A 3,213-nucleotide genomic window follows, 5' to 3' on the forward strand; every position below is an offset into this window, starting at 1 on the left:
AAAAGTGATTTTGTGTTGTTCGGTTTTAGCTCCCCTCTCCTTTGGAGAACTTGTCCCGACCATTCGGGAGGGGCTGGGGGTGAGGTCTGACAAGGAAATATTATTCACTAATTTATCCCTTGCGCACTATACATGCACGCAGTATTATAAGAGCACAGGGCGAACAATCAACAGCAGCATTGCGGCCTTGCTCATCATTTTTACATCAAGATACATGGAAACATCGTTTGGCCATTTAACATATTGCACCAATATTCACGCAGGTGAAAGCTGGAAAGATCATTTTGAAGCATTAAAAAAATTCTTTCCTTCGATAAAAGAAAAAATTTCACCGGGCAATGCAATGGGCATCGGGCTTCGCCTGTCAAATGAAGCCAGTATTGATCTATTGCACGAAGAAAATCTCGGGGATTTTAAAAAATGGCTGCATAAGGAGGGGGCCTATGTGTTCACCATGAACGGCTTTCCTTATGGCGGCTTTCACCGCACAAGCGTGAAGGATAATGTGCATACACCCGACTGGACAACCAGGGAGCGGGTTGCATATACTATACGGCTGTTTGATATTTTGAAAGCGTTGCTGCCCGAAGGAATGGATGGCGGCATATCCACCTCACCGCTGGGTTACAGGCGCCGGTTTTCACCCGGGGAATTGAAAGCCAAAAGGGAAACAGCAACAAATAATATACTGGATGTGGTAGAATACTTAATTCAGCAATCGGCGCAGGGAAAAACCATGCACCTTGATATAGAACCTGAACCAGACGGCATTTTAGAAACGGGCGATGAATTTATTGAATGGTTTGAAGGAGAACTTATGCAGGCGGGAATAAAAAGGCTTATGCAAAAATTTGATGCCGGCAACGATAAAGCAATCGCCTTATTGAAGAAGCACCTTTGTTTGTGTTATGATGTTTGTCATTTTGCCGTTGGATATGAAGACCATGAAAAAGAGATTAACAGGTTAGAGGAAAAGGGAATCAGGGTGGGCAAAATACAGATCAGCGCCGCTTTGAAAAAAGAAATGGGCAGCGATAGCGAAGAAAGAAAAAATATTAAAGAAGCGTTTGAAAAATTTAATGAACCGGTTTACCTGCACCAGGTGGTTGCAAAAAAAGATAACGGCGGTCTGCTGCGTTATCCCGATCTGCCGGAAGCGCTTGATGATTATAATAACAAATCAGTTGTTGAATGGCGGGCACATTTTCATGTTCCAATTGCTGCAGATGATTTCGGATTATTGCAATCAACCCGCAGTGATATTATACAGGTTTTAAACATACAAAAACAAAAGAGATTTACCCATCATCTCGAAGCAGAGACCTATACCTGGGAAGTGCTTCCACAGGAGCTGAAGCTGCCTTTGCAGGAATCAATCATTCGTGAGCTTGACTGGGTAAAACAAGTATTATCATAAGTAGCAAGAAAACATGAATAAAACTGTTGTTATTGATATAGTTGGCCTTTCTTCTAATCTGATAGGAGAATACATGCCATTTCTTAAGGAATACGCCTCAAAAAAAAATGTATCGCTCATTGATCCCGTTTTGCCGGCGGTAACCACTTCCGTGCAGGCAACTTATCTTACAGGTAAATTTCCGGCAGCGCATGGCATCGTTGGGAATGGCTGGTACAGCAGGGAAGATTGTGAAATAAAGTTCTGGAAACAATCCAATCAACTGGTACAGGCAGAAAAAATCTGGGAAAGGGCAAAAAAAGCAGATCCGCACTTCACCTGTTCTCAAATGTTCTGGTGGTACAATATGTATTCATCTGCTGATTATTCCGTAACGCCAAGGCCAAACTATCTGGCTGATGGCAGGAAGATTCCGGATTGTTATTCTTCTCCTGCCGGCTTACGCGATGAATTGCAGGATAAGTTTGGCCGGTTTCCGCTTTTTCAATTCTGGGGGCCGGGGGCAGGCATTCAATCCACACAATGGATTGCTGATGCCTCTATGTACACAGATGACCGCTATGATCCCACCTTAACCTTGATCTATTTACCCCATCTTGATTATTGCCTTCAAAAATCCGGGCCTGATTTCACAAAAATATCAAAAGACCTGCATGACACAGACCGGGTGGTAAAGCAGCTCGTAGAATTTTATGAGAAGAAAAATACAAACATCATACTGCTCTCAGAATATGGTATTGTACCGGTAAACAATCCCATTCACATAAACCGCATCCTGCGTAAACATGATTTATTACAGGTGCGTACCGAAAGAGGATTGGAATTACTTGATGCAGGCGCTTCTAAAGCATTTGCAGTTGCCGATCACCAGGCAGCACATATTTATATTAATGATCCATCAGCTATAACTAAAACAAGAAATATTTTAGAAAAAACAGAAGGCATTGAATTGGTTTTAGATAAAGAAGCACAGGCAAAATACCATATCAATCATGAGCGGTCAGGCGATCTCCTGCTTGTGGCAAACAAGGAAAGCTGGTTCACTTATTATTTCTGGCTGGATGACAGCAGGGCGCCCGATTATGCCCGCACGGTTGAAATACATAAAAAGCCGGGATATGACCCGGTTGAAATGTTTATGAGCTCGAAATTACGTGCAGCCTATAAACTTTTCAGAAAGAAGATCGGCCTTCGCTATGTAATGGATGTTATCCCGCTCGATGCAACTTTAGTAAAAGGATCGCATGGAAGCATGCACATACCTGCCGCCTATCATCCCCTGATTATAACGGATAAAAGCCTGGCCAAAGAGAAAATCCAGCCAACCGAAGTATATGATGTAATATGGCAAAGCTTAACTTCTTAGCATGCCCGCCATCCATGCCAACGGCTCATCTCAGGTATATCGGGCCAGAGATACGTTAATAGTAATATGTAGTGGATATAGCGAGTAGTGAATCAAAAATATTCACTATTCAATCAATGTCGTTTAGTTAGGGCGTATTTCAAATTTTCGCTTCATACGCGGCATTCCGGTCGGTGAGACACCGACCGGTAGCGGGTTCTACAGGCGGGTGTCAACCATAGCCGTCAACTTAAGAAATATGAGCTATAAAATACCCCGAATGGGGTCTGATTTATTAATAAGGACATAATTTAGTTCTTATTATGTATATTTGCGTATGGCAAATAAGAAACGTAAGAATAAAGCAGCGCAGGAAGAGACGCGTTTTCGGATAGCGGACTATTTAAAAAACAAACGAGGGACTCAAAAGCAGGCTGCTGTAATATTTTCG

At 42.5% G+C, this 3,213-nt stretch carries 2 protein-coding genes; both read left to right on the forward strand.

Going from position 1 to position 3,213, the window contains the following annotated elements:
• A partial coding sequence (gene eboE / locus QM629_RS06710; protein WP_415158477.1) for a metabolite traffic protein EboE occupies positions 1 to 1,417 on the forward strand: 1,417 nt, incomplete at its 5' end.
• 13 nt (positions 1,418 to 1,430) lie between these two features.
• Positions 1,431 to 2,783, forward strand: coding sequence for an alkaline phosphatase family protein (locus QM629_RS06715; protein ID WP_415158479.1), 1,353 nt, complete (start codon positions 1,431 to 1,433; stop codon positions 2,781 to 2,783).
• The last annotated feature ends 430 nt before the right edge of the window (positions 2,784 to 3,213 follow it).

It is taken from the genome of Parafilimonas sp., assembly GCF_047606085.1.
Lineage (GTDB): Bacteria > Bacteroidota > Bacteroidia > Chitinophagales > Chitinophagaceae > Parafilimonas.

Bases quoted from the DNA above. Each gene is read 5' to 3' on its own strand.
- QM629_RS06715 (WP_415158479.1), top strand. From the start codon at position 1,431: ATGAATAAAACTGTTGTTATTGATATAGTTGGCCTTTCTTCTAATCTG.